The organism is Eggerthella sp., assembly GCF_048329335.1.
Taxonomy (GTDB): domain Bacteria; phylum Actinomycetota; class Coriobacteriia; order Coriobacteriales; family Eggerthellaceae; genus Eggerthella; species Eggerthella lenta.
This window is the reverse complement of sequence record NZ_DBFEGU010000164.1, coordinates 1-1,366: the sequence shown is the minus strand read 5'-3', so window position 1 is coordinate 1,366 and position 1,366 is coordinate 1. Positions and strand designations below refer to the sequence as shown.

The window sequence follows — 1,366 nt, the reverse complement described above, 5'->3', positions numbered from 1 at the left end:
CTCCTGTGCCGGGGGCGGGACGTCATCATCGTCGTCGTCCTCGTCCTCCTCCGGCTGGGGCGTGGGGGTGGAGGTGTAGTCGTAGCCCATCCCCTCCATCACGGTGCCGTCGGGGCCGTAGCGGGTCAAGCGTCCTCCCGTCACCTTGTGGTCGGCGTCAGAAAGGGACTCCGTGGGCACTTCGCCGTACGTTCCGCCGATGGCCGGGACCTTGGCGTCCAATATCTGGCTTCCCGCCTTGGCCGTCACCTCGGCGTCGCCGCAGATGTAGAGTTTTCCCGGGTTCGGGTCGTCGGTGTCGTCCGACGCGCGGTATGCGCCGTCGCCGATGCCTGCCGCGCTGCTCCCGCCCACAGCCTCCACCGTACCGCCCCGGATGGTGATGTTGCTGCCGGTACTCTCCTTTCCGCCGCCGATGCCTGCGCCGCCGCCGTCGCCGCCCTCGGCGGTGAGGGAGCCGTCCTTGCCCTTGTCGTCCTTGATGGTCAGGGTGCCCTCCGACTCGTGGCCGTTCTTCTCGAGGCCCGCATTGTAGCTGCCGCTCTTCAGCTCGTTTTTGCCGTCCAGCTCGATGGTCGCATCGTGGTCGCCCTGCACGGTGACGGCGGCTTTGCTCTCCCGGGCAGGGCCGTCACCGCTGCCATTCCCCTCCTTCTTGCCGCTGACGTCGATCTTCAGGTCGTCGAAGGTGACGTCCACGTCGCCCTCGGAGGTGTCGATGGTGACGGTATGCTTATCCGACTCGCCGGTGATGACGGTGTCTCCCGCATCTTTTACGAAGTCGTTATCGCCCTGCTTGACGTTGTTCGTCCCTTCGGCGTCGCCCGCTTTCACGGTGATGTCGCCGTCGGCGATGTTCCATGTTCCCGCGTAGGCCGGGATGCCGGAGCTTACCACGATGCCCGCGATGACGGCGGCGGCCACGCCCCGCCGGAGTGCGCATTTTAGTCTCATAGTATGTCCTCCTCTGGTCTGTTCGTCATTCGAGAACCGGTCTTTCTTGATGCAAATTTACCAAAAAATCAAGAGGATGTCAATAAAACCTGCGCGAATGGGGGTGTTTTCGGCGTGAACAACAAAAAAGCCCTCCCGAGCGGGGAGGGCCATAGCCTATCTTATTCGGAGTAATGCGCCAAAAACTGCTTCGTGCGCTCCTCCTGCGGGTGGTCGATGAGCTGGCGGGCCGGGCCTTCCTCCACCACGACGCCGCCGTCCATGAACAGGATGCGGTCGGCCACGTCCCGGGCAAAGTGCATCTCGTGGGTGACGATGATCATGGTGGTCTTGCGGTCGGCGAGGTCGCGCAGGACGCGGAGGACCTCGCCGGTCAGCTCGGGGTCGAGGGCGCTGGTAGGCTCATCGAAGC

1 protein-coding gene and 1 pseudogene are annotated in these 1,366 nt (G+C 64.2%); both read right to left on the bottom strand.

The features are described from left to right. Positions 1-954 (bottom strand): hypothetical protein (locus ACMO6A_RS05375; protein WP_418470871.1); only part of this gene is annotated, 954 nt, incomplete at its 3' end. A gap of 161 nt (positions 955-1,115) precedes the next feature. Further along, a pseudogene (locus tag ACMO6A_RS05370) lies at positions 1,116-1,366 on the bottom strand (L-cystine ABC transporter ATP-binding protein YecC); the annotation flags it as partial.